At 38.7% G+C, this 17932-nt stretch carries 16 protein-coding genes and 1 pseudogene; 4 read left to right on the top strand and 13 right to left on the bottom strand.

Annotation, left to right across the window (positions count from 1 at the left end; translation table 11 throughout):
• The coding region (locus L654_RS0105240) for a BCCT family transporter (protein ID WP_029753502.1) at nt 1-342 on the bottom strand (342 nt) is incomplete at its 3' end.
• A 629-nt stretch (nt 343-971) separates the two neighbouring features.
• Here L654_RS0105240 and egtB point away from each other — a divergent pair.
• Both egtB and egtD read left to right on the top strand, forming a co-directional pair.
• Nucleotides 972-2243 (top strand): ergothioneine biosynthesis protein EgtB, encoded by a 1272-nt coding sequence (egtB, locus tag L654_RS0105235; RefSeq protein WP_024607477.1) that lies wholly within the window; start codon nt 972-974, stop codon nt 2241-2243.
• On the top strand, nt 2240-3214 hold the full coding sequence (gene egtD, locus L654_RS0105230; RefSeq protein WP_024607476.1) for an L-histidine N(alpha)-methyltransferase: 975 nt from the start codon (nt 2240-2242) through the stop codon (nt 3212-3214). Before egtB ends, egtD begins: the two co-directional genes overlap by 4 nt.
• Before the next feature lie 18 nt (nt 3215-3232).
• On the opposite strand, the gene L654_RS0105225 is transcribed toward egtD, so the two are convergent.
• From L654_RS0105225 to pxpB, 6 genes and pseudogenes are all read right to left on the bottom strand, one after another.
• A complete protein-coding gene (locus L654_RS0105225; protein WP_024607475.1) occupies nt 3233-4120 on the bottom strand; it encodes a PhzF family phenazine biosynthesis protein in 888 nt (295 codons plus the stop codon).
• Complete coding sequence (asnB, locus tag L654_RS0105220) at nt 4104-5777, bottom strand: asparagine synthase B (RefSeq protein WP_010552851.1); 1674 nt, start codon at nt 5775-5777, stop codon at nt 4104-4106. The genes L654_RS0105225 and asnB overlap by 17 nt, the downstream gene beginning before the upstream one ends.
• A gap of 153 nt (nt 5778-5930) precedes the next feature.
• Nucleotides 5931-6599: a pyroglutamyl-peptidase I gene (pcp, locus tag L654_RS0105215; RefSeq protein ID WP_080671215.1), complete on the bottom strand. Its 669-nt coding sequence runs from the start codon at nt 6597-6599 to the stop codon at nt 5931-5933.
• Nucleotides 6592-6699, bottom strand: a pseudogene (locus L654_RS1000000128650) (DUF979 family protein); the annotation flags it as partial. The pseudogene L654_RS1000000128650 and the gene pcp, both read right to left, overlap by 8 nt.
• Nucleotides 6700-6721: 22 nt before the next feature.
• Entirely contained in the window at nt 6722-7648 is a 927-nt protein-coding gene (locus L654_RS0105210; RefSeq protein ID WP_024607473.1) for a biotin-dependent carboxyltransferase family protein, read from the bottom strand.
• On the bottom strand, nt 7641-8306 hold the full coding sequence (pxpB, locus tag L654_RS0105205; protein WP_024607472.1) for a 5-oxoprolinase subunit PxpB: 666 nt from the start codon (nt 8304-8306) through the stop codon (nt 7641-7643). Before pxpB ends, L654_RS0105210 begins: the two co-directional genes overlap by 8 nt.
• Nucleotides 8307-8562: 256 nt before the next feature.
• On the opposite strand from pxpB, the gene msrA reads away from it, so the two are divergent.
• The gene (msrA, locus tag L654_RS0105200; protein ID WP_024607471.1) at nt 8563-9852 is read left to right on the top strand and encodes a peptide-methionine (S)-S-oxide reductase MsrA; all 1290 of its coding nucleotides are present in this window, start codon (nt 8563-8565) and stop codon (nt 9850-9852) included.
• Between the two features lie 134 nt (nt 9853-9986).
• The gene (locus L654_RS0105195; RefSeq protein WP_024607470.1) at nt 9987-10763 is read left to right on the top strand and encodes a hypothetical protein; all 777 of its coding nucleotides are present in this window, start codon (nt 9987-9989) and stop codon (nt 10761-10763) included.
• Between the two features lie 739 nt (nt 10764-11502).
• Here L654_RS0105195 and L654_RS0105190 read toward each other — a convergent pair.
• From L654_RS0105190 to L654_RS0105165, 6 genes are all read right to left on the bottom strand, one after another.
• On the bottom strand, nt 11503-12384 hold the full coding sequence (locus tag L654_RS0105190) for a LysR family transcriptional regulator (protein WP_024607469.1): 882 nt from the start codon (nt 12382-12384) through the stop codon (nt 11503-11505).
• A gap of 334 nt (nt 12385-12718) precedes the next feature.
• Nucleotides 12719-13375: a CoA transferase subunit B gene (locus tag L654_RS0105185; protein ID WP_007580251.1), complete on the bottom strand. Its 657-nt coding sequence runs from the start codon at nt 13373-13375 to the stop codon at nt 12719-12721.
• A gap of 14 nt (nt 13376-13389) precedes the next feature.
• Nucleotides 13390-14085: a CoA transferase subunit A gene (locus L654_RS0105180; RefSeq protein ID WP_024607468.1), complete on the bottom strand. Its 696-nt coding sequence runs from the start codon at nt 14083-14085 to the stop codon at nt 13390-13392.
• A gap of 63 nt (nt 14086-14148) precedes the next feature.
• Complete coding sequence (locus L654_RS0105175; RefSeq protein WP_024607467.1) at nt 14149-15045, bottom strand: hydroxymethylglutaryl-CoA lyase; 897 nt, start codon at nt 15043-15045, stop codon at nt 14149-14151.
• Nucleotides 15045-17063 carry an acetyl/propionyl/methylcrotonyl-CoA carboxylase subunit alpha gene (locus L654_RS0105170; protein WP_024590168.1) on the bottom strand — a complete coding sequence of 673 codons (2019 nt, stop codon included), beginning with the start codon at nt 17061-17063 and terminating at the stop codon, nt 15045-15047. Before L654_RS0105170 ends, L654_RS0105175 begins: the two co-directional genes overlap by 1 nt.
• Nucleotides 17064-17071: 8 nt before the next feature.
• Nucleotides 17072-17842 carry an enoyl-CoA hydratase/isomerase family protein gene (locus L654_RS0105165; RefSeq protein ID WP_024590169.1) on the bottom strand — a complete coding sequence of 257 codons (771 nt, stop codon included), beginning with the start codon at nt 17840-17842 and terminating at the stop codon, nt 17072-17074.
• Between the last annotated feature and the right edge of the window lie 90 nt (nt 17843-17932).

Below are 17932 nucleotides of genomic sequence, written 5' to 3'. Positions count from 1 at the left end.
AAGCCATGAAACTCGAGAGTGAGAAGGTTTAGCATCATCACCACCAAGGCGAATATTCCCGTAAGGAGAAACAATAAGTGCTAAACAAAAGAGTACAAAGAAGTTAGCAGCCCACATAAATAGGGCATCAAAATTATTAATAATATCGGTCTTGATACTATCAAGCGCTGTTTTTGCAGTTTGTGGGTCGGTAACAAGTATGGCGATTAAAAAGATGACAATCAGGCCCGCACTAGTTCCAAAAACAGGGTTGTGTATATCAAAACCCCACTTTTGTACGTTGTCCTGACCTACGGTGTAGTCCGTATTGTCAATACTATATTTGTCATGATTTTCCTTCATGCAATACCTCTTTAGTTGTCCTAACAAGCCAAAATAAATTCGGCGTCATATCGAATTACATTAGCCTTTAAATATTAAGTAAAAAGTAATACCGTAATTATTTGAAGACTAACTAATTTGAAGAGTGATCATACAGCTAGTAGTGTATGAGTTAAATATTAAATGTAAATGAATTTGTATTTAAAACGCTGTTTATATAGCCAAATTAATGATTCTTTTATTTAAAAAGCCCTAAAATTATAAATTCAGTGAACGTTAAAATTTAGTTTGCTATTAAAAGTATTAATTTACTTAGTTAAGTAAAAAAAGATCACTTTTAAGCAACTTAATTAATGCTTAAATACTAGGGCTTGTTGATCTTTTAGGATTAAAATTTGTTCAATTTAGGAGCTGTTTAATCGATCCTAGGTTTGTAACCTAACGGTTCGATAACTGCTCCTGCGTTATTCTGCATGCTTACATGCACGTAAGAATAATTAAAAAACGAGCTGCAAAGAGCAAATTTCCCTTTAGGGCTAGTATAAATTTATAAGCTGATAAGCATCTTTAATCAAGTTGTAATATGAATATGATTTAACACAACACTAAGCTATATTTTATAAATAGATAGGCAAAGGATTAATACTATTATGCGTGAATGCGCTTTAAACAATACCAATCAAAACGAACTTGTTAAACGCTTTTGCAGCGTTAGAGGCGAAAGCCTGGCTATTATTGAACCACTCACTGTAGAAGATTGCCAATTACAAGCTATGGCAGATGCCAGCCCAAGCAAATGGCATTTAGCGCACACCACGTGGTTTTTTGAAACGTTTTTACTTAGTGTTTACTGTAAACAGTACACTGTGTTTAACTCTCACTACCGAATGCTTTTTAATTCTTACTACAATGGGATTGGAGAGCAATTTAAACGGGCAAACCGAGGTAGTTTATCTAGACCTAGTTTAGATGAAGTTTTAGCTTATAGAGAGCATGTAGATAGCTGTGTGGTTGAATTACTTAAAACTGAAGTTAGTCCACAAATTAAAGATATTATTGAACTTGGGTTACACCACGAGCAACAGCATCAAGAACTAATGCTTATGGACATCAAATATAATTTTTCAGTAAATCCGTTATTTCCGCAATATAAAACATCGCCTTTAAACAGCCAAAACAAATCAGCAGATATTAAGCCTCTCAATTTTATAAATTTTGAGCAAGGCATTATTAATATAGGTACAAATGCCGACGATGAATTTGCATATGATAACGAGCGCCCCAAACACCAAGTATTAATTCATTCATTTAACTTTGCTAATAGGTTGGTCACCAATGGTGAATATTTAGACTTTATAAATGCAGGTGGATACAGAAATCCACAGTATTGGTTAAGTGACGGTTGGGCAAGTATACAAAACAACGCTCTAACGCAACCATTATATTGGCATTGTATAGATAACGAGTGGTTTGAGTTTACACACTATGGATTAGAGCCTCTCAATTTAAATGCCCCGATCTGTCATGTTAGTTATTTTGAGGCCAGTGCCTATGCTAATTTTGTAAAGGCTCGCTTGCCTACAGAGTTCGAATGGGAATATGCAGCTAAAAATACACCTTCAACAGAGATTAATAATCACTACCTAACACCTCAGCAAGCAAAGAGTGATACTGAAATAAATCAGTTAACTGATTCGTGTTGGCAATGGACGAACAGTGCATATTTACCATACCCCGGTTTTAAGCCTATTGAAGGAGTAGCAGGGGAATACAATGGTAAATTTATGAATAACCAAATGGTGTTACGTGGTGGGTGTGTGTTTACCCCTCAAAACCATTTACGACAAACATACCGAAATTTTTATTACCCGCATCAAGCGTGGATGTGCAGCGGGATAAGACTAGCTAAGGATATAGTATGAGCCAAGTAACAGCGATTAAGCAAAGCAACATAACCGACACTGAATTTCTAAACGACGTGATAAGCGGATTAACTCAACAACAAAAAACGCTTCCGTGTAAATATTTTTATGATGATAAAGGTGCTGCATTATTTGAGCAAATAACAACATTACAAGAGTATTACGTAACACGAACTGAGCTTTCTATATTAGAGCAACATTCGCAGTCGATTGCTCAAATGCTACCTGAAAACCTCTCTATTATAGAGCCCGGCTGTGGCTCGGGTAAAAAAGTAGCCTATTTATTAGCGCATATGGCAAACGTTAAAACCTTTGTACCGTTTGAAATATCTGAGGAGATGCTCAGTTATTCACTTGCACATTTGTCACCGTTATTTCCAGATTTGGCAATTTCGCCATTATTAGGAGACTTTACACATAGCCAAATGGTTAAACAGCTAACCAAAGACACCGCTTTAGACAGTCAAACTAATTTGGTGTACTTTCCGGGGTCTACTCTTGGTAATTTTGCACCTGTAAAAGCAATTGAAATTATGAATAATTTCCATCGCTTATGTGGTTTAAATGGCTATGTGCTAATTGGCATTGATTTAGTAAAAGAGCGCCAAGTGTTACTTGATGCATATAACGATAAGTTAGGTATAACCGCCGCGTTTAATAAAAACTTACTACAACGTATTAATAACGAGTTAAATGGCACATTTAACTTAGACAATTTCAGCCACGAGTCACGCTTTAACGAGCAACATAGCCGTATCGAAATGCATTTAGTAAGTAATTGTACTCAAAGCGTGATTATAAATGATCAGCAAATAGACTTTATAGAAGGTGAAAGCATTCATACGGAAAACTCTCACAAGTACACGCTTGAGTCGTTTAAGCAGCTTGCAGCGCAAGCTAATTTAAAGTTAGAGCAAACATGGCAAGACGATAGTAACTATTTTGCCCTGTGCTTATTAAGACCGCTTTAAACGTTACTTAAGTTATGTTTAGTAAATGACAACTTTAGCATTGTTAAACTCATAGTTTAGCAATGCACCATTATTTGATTGTTGTATAAGCTTGGCTTTATTTAAACCGTACAGTCTAAATAGAAGGGGGGCAATAACAGATACCGCAGAGCCTGTAGCACTGTCTTCATTTACACCAAACTGGGGTGCAAAGTATCTAAAATGCGCTATGGCATTTTTCTTGTCTTTATTTTTTATACTAAGGGCAATTACTGCATTTTTGTGGAGTGCACACAAAGCTTTAAAATCAATGCGTATGCTTTTTAAATCGTCTTTTTCAACTGCTTTATCGAATTCTTTACTAAATTCCTTATTAAATTCTTTATTAAATAACACAACCGTATAACCGTTATTTTCGCCGGTACTGTAGGCTGCTTTTATTGCTACTGAAAACACACTTTTTAACTCACCTTCAGCTAACTCGCTTTTTTTAGGCTCTATGCTTTTTAGTAACAGCTGAGCGCGTTGTTTTTTTACTCTTATAGTAAAGCGCTCATTACTCATTGAAGTAAATGCTTCAGGGCAATAACCCAAATGGTCTATTAAAAAATTAGCGGCTGCTAAAGTACCATGTCCACAGCGTTTAATTTCACTCGTTTGATTAAACCAGCGAATTTTACAATGGCGTTTAGTTATCTCATTTTGATTTAAAAATACGGTAGCAGGGTAAGTTGATTGTGATGCAATATATTGCATTGTTTTTGATGTTAACCCATTTTTATAAATAACAATTAAAGCACTTGAGCCTTTTAAGTTATGTGCAGGGCTATAAAAAACAGATTCGGTGGAAGTGAGCTCTATAAAGCGAAGCGTAAGCCATTTAGGCTTACGCTTCGCTAAACAAAGAGTATTAACCTTTGCTTGCATATGCGTCGTTATGAACGCCGGCAGCACGACCTGATGGATCAGCATTGTTTTGGAACGATGCGTCCCATGCAAGTGCTTCAGGAGTCGAACACGCTACCGATTTACCATGCGGTACACATTTAGCTGATGCATCACCAGGGAAATGCGATTCAAAAATAGTACGGTAGTAGTAAGCTTCTTTTGAATCTGGTGTATTAATAGGGTATTTAAATTTTGCATTTGCAAGCTCTTGATCGCTTACTTGCTCGTTTACAAACTCTTTTAACGTATCAATCCAGCTGTAACCAACACCATCTGAAAACTGCTCTTTTTGACGCCATAGCACTTCATCAGGTAAGTAACCTTCAAAGCCTTCACGTAAAATGTGTTTTTCAATTTTTCCATCTTTACACATTTTAGCTTCAGGGTTGATACGCATAGCAACATCAACAAATTCTTTATCAAGAAACGGTACACGTGCTTCTACGCCCCATGCCGCCATTGATTTATTAGCACGTAAACAGTCAAACATATGCAGTTTTGATACTTTACGGTTTAGCTCTTCATGAAACTCTTGTGCGTTAGGGGCTTTATGGAAGTATAAGTAACCACCAAATAGCTCATCAGCACCTTCGCCAGATAACACCATTTTAATGCCCATAGCTTTAATTTGGCGAGCCATTAAGTACATAGGTGTAGAGGCACGAATTGTTGTTACGTCGTAGGTTTCTATGTGGTAAATCACTTCACGTAATGCATCAATACCTTCTTGAATGGTAAAAATGATAGGGTGGTGAATAGTACCAATCATGTCAGCTACTTTTTGTGCAGCCGCTAAATCAGGTGAGCCCTCAAGGCCTACTGAAAAAGAATGCAGCTTAGGCCACCATGCGTCGCTTTCGTCGTTATCTTCAATACGTTTTGCAGCAAAGCGCTGGGTAATAGCAGAGATAACCGATGAGTCTAAACCACCAGAAAGTAATACACCGTAAGGCACGTCACACATTAATTGGCGTTTAACGGCCGCTTCTAATGCATCTTTAACGTCTTGCGCTTCTGCGCTGTTATCTTTAACTGCATCAAATGTTTCCCAATCACGTTTGTAATAAGGCGTCATTTTGCCATCTTTGCTGTACAGGTAATGCCCTGGTGGAAATTCTTCAATATGCTTACAAATTGGAGAAAGTGCTTTTAGCTCAGAAGCAACGTAAAAGTTACCGTGCTCGTCGTGACCGGTGTAAAGCGGGATAATACCAATATGGTCACGGCCAATTAAGTAAGCGTCATTTTCTTCATCGTATAAACAAAATGCAAAAATGCCATTTAGATCATCTAAAAAGTCAGGCCCTTTTTGTTTATACAGCGCTAAAATAACTTCACAGTCTGATTGAGTTTGAAAAGTAAAATCAACGTCTAACTCTGCTGCAAGTTCTTTATGATTATAAATCTCGCCATTAACCGCTAAAATATTTGTTTTTTCAGGATTGTATAAAGGCTGTGCACCGCTTGATACACCAACAATAGCTAAACGCTCATGCACTAAAATAGCTTTTTCAGATGCATATACACCAGACCAATCTGGGCCACGGTGTCTAAGCAGCTTTGACATTTCAATTGCTTGGGTACGCAATTGAGTGGGATCAGATTTAATATCTAATACCCCAAAAATTGAACACATAGTAACTCCTCATTCCTATTATGTGTGCAGCAGAGCCAATTTGCTATGCTGCGAAACCTTGTTTTATCAGAAAAAATTACTCAAGTCACATAGCTTTTACGATTAATTAAGAATAATTTATGCACCAAGCTAGATGTAATCGCACCAAAGTGGTTAATGCGTGGTTCCTGCTGCTATTTTTACGTCGCTATTATTGTTCAAAGCTTGTGCAATGATAACTCTCAGGGCATTAATAACGGTTTCTTCGCTCATGCTTGGTGCGCCATTGTGGTGCACAGCTTGGCTTGGTAAATAAGGAATATGCACAAAGCCACCTTTCATTACAGCGCAGTGATCATTTATGTAATGCATAAGACCATACATAACGTGATTACACACATAAGTACCTGCTGTATTGGAAATGGAAGCAGGTATATTGCTGTTGTGCAATGCTTGTAACATGCGCTTTATTGGCAAGTTTGTAAAATAGGCATCAGGGCCATTTTTTTCTATTGGTGTATCGATAGGCTGCTTACCTGCATTGTCTTTAATGCGTGCATCGTCAACGTTTATTGCAATACGCTCAATTGATATTTCGCTGCGCCCACCAGCTTGGCCTATACATAAAACAACCGCCGGATTGTGCGACTCAATGGCGTTTATAAGCTGACTGATAGACGTATTAAATTCACAGGCAAGTTCTAGTGTGCATATTTTGTGTTTCATGATGATAGTTTCATCAAGTTTTTGCACTGCTTGCCAAGAAGGGTTTATAGCTTCGCCACCAAAAGGAGCAAAGCCAGTTATTAATACACACGGCATAGTAGAAGTTGATTTAGTCATTAAACACCAAGCTATACATTAAAATAATATTAACGGCGAGTAAGGTAACGGCCGTCGGAATTTGAACCTTTATTACATGGTACCTATTTTTTAAATCTAGGGCGTGTTGATTCTAGAATATTTTATAGGTTATTTTTAAGTGCAAGGCTCAATTGATGTAGGTGCCCGTCAAGTTTCTGCTTCGCCTTTGCTGCTTCTTCAAACGTTACATATTTAAACTCAACAGTATCTAAAGGTCTAAATTGTGCAAATTGATGTAAGTCGGCTTCAATTACAGTCCCTAAAAGCGGATAGCCCCCGGTTGTTTGACCATCGTTAAGTAGCACGATAGGTTCACCATTCGGTGGCAGTTGAATACTCCCAGGACTCACCCCTAGTGATGGCAAAGAGTGCGAATGTGCCAAATTATTTTTATGCTCAAGCCTTACGCCCATTCGGTTGCTGTTACTACTAACTTTAAATGGGGTAGATACAAAGTTGTTAAGTAAAGGCTCGCCTAACAAATTAGCATGAGGACTTGGGTGCAGTCGTATAAGCTTGCGCTGGGCGGGAGCAATTGCGCCTACTTTTATAAACTCTCCATAATAAGGAGTAATAGGTATTTCATCACCAGTGGCGAGAGCTCTACCTTCAATACCACCAAAACATGCGTTTAAATCTGTAGATTTAGAGCCCATAACTTCAGTATTTTGTATACCGCCTTTCACTGCTAAATAAGCTCTTAATCCAGCTCTACCAGTAGCAAAGCTCAGTACTTGTTTGTTTTTTACTGTGTATGTCCAACCAGGGTAAATTGCTTGTCCATCAAGGGTTGCTTGCAAATCTGCACCATGAAGCGCAATTACTGTGTCGCAGGTGAATTCCAGCTCGCACAAACCAACGGTTATTTCTAAAACGGCATCATTGTCGTTATTGTTAAGTAATCTGTTAGCAATTATTTGCGCATAAGGGTCTAAGCTGCCCGCTTTGCTTACACCTAAATGACGGTAGCCATTACGGCCAAAATCTTGAATGGTAAGTAATACACCACTTTTAAGTACTTTAATCATGAGTTGCTCCTTTATTAACTAGCGGAACAAATTCAAGCGTATCGCCTGGTTGAATTAAACAAGGTTGCTCAGAGGTCGAATCAAACAAAGCAGTATCTGTATGACCTATTATGTGCCAACCACCAGGGGTATCTGCGGGGTAAATTCCGGTTTGTGCAGCACCTATCGCAACAGAGCCTTTAGGAACTTTAATGCGTGGCTCATCACGCCTTGGCGTATGTAATTGCTCATCTAAGCCATGTAGGTAAGCAAAACCGGGCTGAAAGCCTAAAAATAAAACGTGGTACTTGGTTTTACTATGAATATTAATAACCTCATCAGCGGTTAAATTGTGATAACGAGCCACGTAATTAATATCCTCACCCTTGTATATGGTTTCGATTAAGTGATGTTGCCCTTTAAAAGTACTCGTTTTAATATCATTCCACAGCGAAGGTAGCACTTGTAACCACTTATTTAAGTGTTTATCTGATTTTAAATAGAGAGTGAGCGAGTTCATGGCTGGCACCAAATCGGTAAATTCAGCAGTGCATTTACAGTGGCTGGTTAAAGCCCAAATTTTCTTTTGAATAGAGAGTCTATCTGTAGCATCTAAATGCGATGCATCAAGTAGTAAACTACTGTTTGTTAATGCATAAATATGGGGAGCTGGCTTCATTAAATAAACCTATTTGTACAACATAATTTAAACGTAACACAGTTTTATTAATTTATTTACACCATTACGACTAAGTCGTTATGTTTAGTGTTTATTTACCCAGCTTACTTTAAGAGTGTTTTTATATTCAATTAATCGTATTTAACTTATTGAGGACTAAAACTTAATACATTTCGTACTAAATAAGTAATTAGGTTGAAATGAAAATTAAGATAAGGAGGTCTTAATTAGCACGCACTTGTTTATGAGGTACTTTATGAAACACCAGCATTTATTATATTTATCAGGCGCTGCTATTATATTTAGCGCAGGCAGCTTTGCTTTATCTATGGAAAAGGTAGAACACAGTAATGTAGAAGCCACCATGCATGTAGAAACCATTGTACTGGGGTCTGGTTGTTTTTGGGGAGCAGAAAAACGCTACGAAGCGCTTAATGGCGTTATTGATGCTGAGTCGGGTTATGCTGACGGTAATGGGTTTAAAGCAACGTACAGAAATATTACTGATCAGTCTCGTCGTTTTGACGAGAACAATTATGCTGAAGTTGTGCAAGTTATGTATAACAGCAATATAATTTCAGCAGAAGATCTCTTAAAAAACTATTTTGAAAGTCACGATCCTACGCAAAAAAATCGCCAAGGTAACGACATCGGTACGCAATATCGTTCAATTGTATTAACGACTACTGATGCACAAGCTAAAGTAGCTGAGCAAGTTAAATCGCAATATCAGCAGCTTTTAACTGATGCGAGCTACGGCAAAATCGAAACGGTTATTAAACCGCTTACAGGTTTTGTATCGGCAGAAGAATATCACCAAAATTATCTAGAAAAGAACCCTAATGGCTATTGCCCCGATCATTCTACAGGCGTAGTTTTTAATAAAACACCCGTAGAAAAAGCAGATAACAGTGCTCTACTCGCAGGTAAGCAAATAGTGGTACTTGATTCTCGTGATTACTGCCCGTACTGTGAAAAGTTTAAAAAAGCAGTCGCAAATGATTACAAAGGCACAATACCTATGACATTTCGCCATGCTGACCAACTTAATGATTTAACTATTAAGTCAGCCACGTGGGCAACGCCGACTATTTTGTTTTTAGAAAATGGCGTTGAGGTATATGGCCGTCAAGGCTATGCAACACCTGAAGAGTTTTATAAAGCATTAGGCGCTTTTAAATTAGGTAACAGTGATGCTTATAAAGTTGCATTCGATGCACGAACAGATAGACCTTATTGTAAAGAGTACAAAGAGTTTAAAAATACACCTGATGGTACTTTTGTTGATAAATTAAGTGGAGAGCCACTATTTGATACAAGCGATAGGTTTAACTCCGGTACTGGTTGGTTGTCGTTTAAGCACCCAGTAAAAAGTAGTGTAACGCAGCATGACGATAGCAGCTGGGGAATAACACGTATTGAGCTACGTTCTAAAAGTACAGGTATTCATCTTGGTCATTTATTCCCAGGAGAAGGCCCTAGAGGCACAGACCGCTACTGTATAAACGCAACAATACTCGATTTTGTACCAAGAGATAAAAGCTAAACCTTTTACTTTGTAAAGCCTGATTTTAATCAGGCTTTTTTTTGCATAAAATAAAATAGATTTATCATATATTTTGCGAACTTGTTAAAATTAAAGTGTTCAGCTACACATTAATAATATTACTTAGGTCATAAATGAATCAATTTATAAAAATAACAACGCAGTTAATGTATTTGCCTTTAGCTTTATTAATTTTTATAACTGATGCTAAGTCGGCAACGCACTATGTCGTCGGCGTAGAGAATATAGAGTATTTACCTTACTTTGATGGTAGTGGAACAAATGATGCAGACTATTATGGCTTCAGTGAAGAGTTGTTCACTTTATTTGCACTGCAGTACGATTTTGAATTTGAGTTTTACACACTGCCTATTAACCGGCTGTACAAAGAATTTGTAGAGCATCACCATGTTGATTTTAAATACCCAGATAATCCACAATGGAAACCAAGTTATAAAGCTTCCTTTGGTGATTTAAATGAAATTATTTATTCGCAGCCAACCGTTGTGACTAAAACGGGTATTGCGAGTTTAAATAAAAATATCACTATTGATGAATGCGTTAGTTTTGCAACGGTGAGAGGGTTTATGCCTCAAAGCTTTAAACCATTAATGAACAACGAAAACGTTGAGTTAATTGAAACCGCTAATGTAATGGAATTGATAGAGATGCTTTTAAAAGAGCGAGTGGAGTGTATTTACATATCTAACGATGTATTAAACTATAATATCGTTAAATACTTTAAATTAACCCGACCCGTTTATTTTCAAAACGAATTGCCGGTAGATTTACAAGCCTTTTTATTATCGTCGATTGACTACCCTGACGTGATTAAGAAATTTGATACATTCTTGCTTTCACATAAAGTGCAAATACAGGAACTGAAAAAAGAATATCAAATAAAAAATTAACTTAAAAAGCCCCGTAAGTTATAACTTACGGGGCTTTTTAAAAGGTATTAACCTGTATATAACTATATTATGTATGTGCTTAATAATAAAAGCAGTTCAAGCCAAGTCACCACCTAACTTGAACTGCTTTTCACACTGACAACATCTTCACACACAATATAAAGATTCTGTTTGCTACGCTTAAGTAGCCTTGTATTAAATATCATGTGGTTTGAGCCAAGAATAAAAACAGTTCAAGCTAAGTCACCACCTAACTTGAACCATTTTTCACACTGACAACATCTTCACACACAATATAAAGATTCTGTTTGCTACGCTTAAGTAGCTTTGTATTACATATCATGTGGTTTGAGCCTAGAATAAAAACAGTTCAAGCTAAGTCACCACCTAACTTGAACCGCTTTTCACACTGACAACATCTTCACACACAATATAAAGATTTTTTACTGCTACTTATGAGTTACTAAAACTCAAAAGGTTGCATTTGTTACTCTTAAAAACAATTTAATGTAAGTTGTTTTGAGTTGATGGAGTAACTTTAATATTTAACTTTATTTTCGACAAACGATAAAAATGAAACCAATGAGTGAAAAAAATTAAACTATAGACTTTAGTCTAATACGTAACGTTAAGCTTATGTATTTAAGTAAAAATATTATTAAAAAATTGAAATTAGATTTAAGCGAACCATTAATACAACCCGTAATTAGGTGTATTAATAAACCCGCCTAATAAAGGATTATTCTTGGATTTTTCTAAATGTACTTACAACCCACTTTGCAAATAAATCAAGCGGGTGATTAGGGGTGCTTGATTCGTGCTGCACTAAATAGTATTTATCTTTAGTGGTTAAAGGCTGTTCAAATAATTTATACAACCATTGCTCATCTAACCAGCTTTGGCTAATTGGCAGTGGAATAAGGGCAATACCCATACCTTGCTGCGCTGCACGGGCTACACCAAACATGCTATCTATTTGAATAATCTGCGAGGGAGAAAAGTCATCAATACCCGCTTTTTCAGCCCATTGGTGCCATGCCCAAGGGCGAGCTTTGTGGAGGATCAGCGGGACTTGGTTAAGCGCTTGACGATGATCGTCCCTCCATTGATCGAGCAATTTTTTATTACATGCAGGAATATATTCAAGGTTAAACAACTCTGTCGCTAATCCTTCAGTAGGTTTACCAGAGGACAATACAATAGATAAATCGCTATGACGCGTTAACTCTTTGCGTGTTTTAAGCGTGTCCATTTGCAGGTTTATATTAGGGTGCTCTGACGTCCACTCACTTAATTTAGGCATGAGTAGTTCGCTGGCAAAAAACTCAGGTAACGTAATCGTCAAATTTGTATTTTGCTGCATCTGGCTAAACTCGTTAATGGTGCCCTCTAACATTGTGATGATAGGAGACACTGCATCAAAAAAGTTTTTACCCGCTGTGGTTAAGCTGATTGAACGCGTTTTACGTTGAAAAAGTTCAATACCAAGTTGTTCTTCAAGTTGTTTTATTTGATGGCTTACCGCAGATGGCGTTAAGTACAGCTCATTAGCTGCATGCTTAAAACTTAGGCTTCTTGCGGCAAAGCAAAAAGAGCGAAGGCCACGAATAGGAGTTTGCATGTTTTCCAGAATTATTTAATTTATTGAGACGCCTTACTTAGGCAAAATTTGAACCAACTATTTAATGTTTAAATATCAGTAGGTTAAAAATAAATTTAGCGCTAGTTCACAAAAAGGGTGCAGACTATCCACAAAATAGTGCAAAGAATCTAAGCGCTTACATTTAATTTATATTTGTATTATAGATAAAATTTACTACAGATGTATGAATGACGGTAAAAATAATGGCAAAAGATAAAAAAAATCCCTCGTAAGAGGGATTTTGGGTAACTCAGCGCCATTGGCACTGGGAATGAGGTCGGTACAGGGTAAAGCGTTATTTTTAAGCTAAAGCCTAAAAAACCATTTCTGGTACTTCACCGTCAACAAGTAATTTACCTGCTGTTTTACTAATGATTTCATCAACAGTTACGCCCGGAGCGCGTTCTAATAGATGAAATGCGCCGTCTTTAACTTCTAATACGGCTAAATCTGTTACTATTTTTTTAACGCAATTAACGCCAGTAAGCGGTAAAGAGCAGGCTTCTAATAGTTTAGAATCACCATGCTTACTTGCATGGGTCATAGTAACAATAATGTTTTTCGCGCCAGCGACTAAATCCATCGCGCCACCCATGCCTTTAATCAGCTTTTTAGGGATCATCCACGATGCGATGTTGCCGTTCTGGTCAACTTCAAATGCACCCAGAACAGTTAAGTCTACATGACCACCCCGTATCATGGCAAAACTATCTGCACTATTAAATATGGCTGCACCTTTAGCTGCTGTCACGGTTTCTTTACCCGCGTTTATCATATCGGCATCTAGCTCTGCTTTAGTCGGGTACGGACCCATGCCTAAAAGACCATTTTCGGACTGTAACATAACTTCAATATCATCCGGTACATAGTTTGCGACGAGTGTCGGAATTCCTATGCCCAAATTTACGTAGTAACCGTCTTGAAGTTCTTGCGCAACGCGCATTGCAACTTGTTCACGTGATAATGCCATAATTATGCTCCTGCTTAATCTCGTGTTGTTACACGTTCAATGCGTTTTTCAAAGCTGCCTTTAATAACGCGATTTACAAAAATACCCGGGGTATGAATTTGGCTTGGTTCAAGCTCACCCGGCTCTACAATTTCTTCTACTTCGGCAACGGTAATTTTACCNGTTGCTGCCATTGGATTAAAGTTCATGGCGGTGTGTCTAAACACTAAATTACCGTAACGATCGGCTTTCCACGCTTTAACAATAGCAAATTCACCCGTTATAGACTCTTCTAAAATATATGGGCGACCATTAAATTCTTTTACGTCTTTGCCTTCTGCCACAGGAGTACCGTAACCGGTTGCCGTGTAAAATGCGGGTATACCCGCGCCACCAGCACGCATTTTTTCAGCAAGTGTACCTTGAGGTGTAAGCTCTACATCAATTTCGCCACTTAATAACTGTTGTTCGAATAGGGCGTTTTCGCCAACGTATGACGCAATCACTTTTTTAATTTGTTTGTCTTGTAATAAAATACCTAAACCAAAGTCATCAACACCACAGTTATTAGATACCACGGTTAAGTCTTTTGTTTGCATGTGCTTAATTTGTTTAATTAAGCCCTCTGGAATACCACATAAACCAAAACCTCCGGCAATAATGGTATCGCCGTCTTTTAATCCTTCCATTGCAGCTTCGTAACTAGAAACTACCTTATCAAAACCGGCCATGAGTCTCTCCTCATTGTGTGCTATTTGTTGTTAACTATCTTGAATCATCATTTTATAAGATAGCTATTTAGTGTGCAGTGCCACAGATACTTTGCTCACAGGTTGCTTACCAAGTGCTTTGGTTATCTCCCAGCCAGCGTCACTTAACCTTTGTAAATCAATTCCGTGTTCAATGCCAAGCCCTTGCAGTAAGTAAACTACATCTTCGGTGGCAACATTTCCTGACGCTCCTTTAGCATAAGGACAGCCACCAAGGCCTGCAACTGCCGCGTCAACCGTTGCTATACCTAGGCTTAAGGCTGCGTAAATATTTGTGAGCGCTTGCCCGTAAGTATCATGAAAATGCACGGCCAGCTTGGTTTTATCAATGCGTGTTAAGAGTAACTCGATTAATTGCGTTACTTTTTTAGCGGTGCCAACACCAATGGTATCGCCAAGGCTTACTTCGTAACACCCTAAATCTAATAGCTTTTGCGATACACTTAGTACTGCTTGTGGGTCAATCTCACCCTCATAGGGGCAACCTAGCACACAGCTTACATAACCACGTACGCGGATATTATTCGCTTTAGCAAACGCCATTACTTCACTAAAGCGTTCAATACTCTTATCTATTGAGCAGTTTATGTTTTTTTGACAAAACGACTCACTCGCAGCGGTAAATATAGCAAACTCTTTAATGCCAACAGTGTGCGCTGCTTGTGCACCTTTTAAGTTAGGTGTAAGGGCACTTAAATTTACATCGGGTAAATCTAGCGCTGATATTACATCCGCTGAGTCTGCCATTTGTGGTACCCATTTAGGGGAGACAAACGCGCCAGCTTCAATATCTTTTAAACCTGCGGCACTTAGGGCGTTAATAAGCGCTACTTTATCGGCTGTGCTTACTGTTTTTTCGTTTTGTAGGCCGTCTCGCGCGCCAACTTCAACAATACGTACTTTACTTGCAAAGGCACTCATTATGCACCTTCCTCTGTTGTATCTTCTACTATAGCAAGCAGAGCACCATGCGTTACTAATTCGCCTTCACCAAAACAATAGCTTTTTAAAATGCCGTCGTGTGGTGCGTTAAGCGTGTATTCCATTTTCATGGCTTCGATAATAACAACCGCATCGCCTTTGGTGATTGTGCTACCAATTTCGATTAAGTGCTTAACTACCGTGCCATTAAGTGGCGCGGCAAGTGGCAGAGCTTCGCTTTCGTGCGAACTAATATAATGTTTATCAACTAGTTCAAGCTTAGTTTGCAGTGCTTTATTCATAACAGTGACAATATTGCCAACAGTACTATTGCTCACGGTACTATTGCCAACAGTATTTACATGCGCGGTATGTTTTTCGCCGTTAATAAATACACTGCAAAGATTGTTATTTAATGTGCCTTGTAGGTTAAATACGTGCTCGTTATGCGTAATACTATAGCCCGCTGACGTTTTTATAGCGCTTAGCTGTAAATCAGCAAAAGGAACTTTAATTGCTTGCGGAGCATTGAGTGTAAAACCGCTTAGTTGTTGCCACGGGCTTGCACTGTTTGGCGCATTTTGGGTGTTAGTTAACGATTCTAAATATGCAAAAGCACCAATAAGTTGGCTTGCTTGTAATAACGATTTATCAACCGCAACTAACGAGTCGCCTTGCTCTGCAATAAAGTGTGTACTTGGCGCACCTTGTTTAAAGGTAGGGTGGCTTGCTAAGTTATGTAAAAAGCCAATGTTAGTGCTAAAACCTGCTAAATGAAATTGCTCAAGAGCGTGTTGTAAACGGCTCAGTGCTTGTTCGCGATTGTCGTCGTGCACAATAAGTTTTGCAATCATCGGATCGTAAAACGGGCTAATTTCGTCGCCTTGTGCAATGCCTGTATCAATGCGTACAAATTCGCTGTTAAGCGGTGTATGTAACGCTTCAATAGTACCCGAACACGGGATAAAGTCGTTAGCTGGATCTTCTGCGTATATACGCGCTTCAAAGCTATGACCCTGCAATTGAATATCACTTTGTGTCAGTGGCAGTGTTTGCCCACCCGCAATATTAATTTGCCAATTGACTAAATCTACACCGGTTACCATTTCGGTTACTGGGTGTTCTACTTGAAGGCGCGTATTCATTTCCATAAAGAAAAATTCATCGCCACACAGTAAAAACTCAACCGTACCTGCGCCTCTATAATTTATAGCCAGTGCACAACGTACAGCCGCTTCGCCCATTTCTTTACGTAGTTCGTCAGATAAACCGGGAGCAGGGGCTTCTTCAATTACTTTTTGATGACGACGTTGCAAAGAACAATCACGATCGCCTAAATAAACACAGTTACCGTAGTTATCTGCAAATACTTGCACTTCAACATGGCGAGGTTGGTTTACGTAGCGCTCAAGCAATACTAAATCGTTACCAAAACCGGCAATAGCTTCACGTTGCGCACCTTGTAGTGCGCTCATAAAGTCTTTTGCTTTTTCAACCACACGCATGCCCTTACCGCCGCCGCCAAAGGCGGCTTTAATTAGTACAGGGTAGCCAATTTTTTCAGCTTCACTTTGTAAAAAAGCAGGGTCTTGTTTATCGCCGTAATAACCAGGTACTAATGGCACATTAGCAGCTGCCATTATTTCTTTAGCGCGGGTTTTAGACCCCATTGCTTCAATGCTACTTGCTGGTGGCCCTACAAAAGCAATGTTGTTAGCTTCGCAGGCTTTAGCAAATTCGCTGTTTTCAGATAAAAAACCATACCCCGGGTGAATACAATCAGCGCCGCAGTCTTTGGCAACTTGCAAAATTTTGTCTGCTACTAAATACGAATCTTTACTTGGCGCAGCACCAATATGGTAAGCCTCGTCGGCCATTTTTACGTGCCGGGCATGTTTGTCTGCATCAGAATAAACCGCGACCGTGGTTAAGCCCATTTGTTTTGCGCTGCGCATTACTCGGCACGCAATTTCTCCACGATTGGCAATCAGTATTTTTTGTAATCGTTGTGTGTTCATAATCAATCCTACAGTTGCCAAGCGGGTGGGCGTTTATCAAAAAAAGCAGTTAGCCCTTCTTGGCCTTCCTCAGATACGCGAATTTTTGCAATACGCTCTGCGGTAAGCTCAATGAGTTCATCGGTTATGGGTTTATTTGCTACATCGTTAATTAATGCTTTTGCGGCTTTTACTGCAACAGGTCCGTTATCAATCAGTGTTTGCAGCATATTATCGAGCGCACAGTCTAAATTACCGGTTACTTGATGAATTAAACCAAGTTGCTTAGCAGTATGTGCATCAAACACTTCAGCCGTTAAAAAGTACCTGCGAGCAGCGCGTTCACCAATCGCTTTAATGACATACGGGCTAATAACAGCCGGAATAAGGCCAAGCTTTACTTCGCTTAAACAAAATTGCGCATCGTCTTTACTAAGGGCTATGTCGCAACAGGCAATTAAGCCCAGTGCACCACCAAAAGCAGCACCTTGCACAGCGCAAATTGTAGGGTGGGGCGAGTTTGCCAGCACCTGCATTAATTTAGCCAATTGCATCGAATCAGCCAAGTTATCTGCGTAGCTGTTATCAGCCATCGACTTCATCCAGGCTAAATCGGCACCGGCTGAAAAATGCTTACCTTCTGTTTTTAAAACCAAAGCGCGAATATCAAGCGTATTTGCATGTTCAATACACTGAATCAGCTCATGTATTACTTCGCTGTTAAATGCGTTTCTTTTTTCTGGGCGGCTTAATACAAGTACAGCCACATTAGATTTTGTTATTTGTAGTGTTACTGACATTTTGCGCTCCGGTTACATTCTAAATACGCCAAATTTCGAATCACGTTTTGGTGCGTTGTTCGCAGCCGTTAACGCAAGCCCTAATACATT

The organism is Pseudoalteromonas sp. TAB23 (genome assembly GCF_000498075.1).
Classification (GTDB): domain Bacteria; phylum Pseudomonadota; class Gammaproteobacteria; order Enterobacterales; family Alteromonadaceae; genus Pseudoalteromonas; species Pseudoalteromonas arctica.
Note: the sequence above shows the minus strand (reverse complement) of the source record. Positions and strands in the feature narration are given on the sequence as shown.